Origin of the sequence: Aestuarium sp., from assembly GCF_023253315.1 — a bacterium.
Taxonomy (GTDB): domain Bacteria; phylum Pseudomonadota; class Alphaproteobacteria; order Rhodobacterales; family Rhodobacteraceae; genus Marivivens; species Marivivens donghaensis.
This window is the reverse complement of the sequence record NZ_JALRGW010000169.1, coordinates 1-292: the sequence shown is the minus strand read 5'-3', so window position 1 is coordinate 292 and position 292 is coordinate 1.

The following is a 292-nucleotide window of genomic DNA, read 5'->3' as shown; positions in this document are numbered from 1 at the left end:
CAAAAGAAGAACGAAAGGAAGCTGGATTGAAAGGTAGAGAAATGTTCATTGGAGATATGGGATTATCGCATACCAATATGTGTGAAAAGTTGATGGAAGGTATTGAATCAACATTTGAAAATTGGACACCTCGTAAGAGATTTGAAGTATTTAAAATTAAGTAAGTTATGAATAAACCAACATTAGTATTCCAAGGACCAGTTTTTACTCGTAGTGGATATGGTGACCATTGTAGAGATTTGGTAAAATCTCTAAAACAAATGGATAAGTTTGATATCAGATTGATTCCACT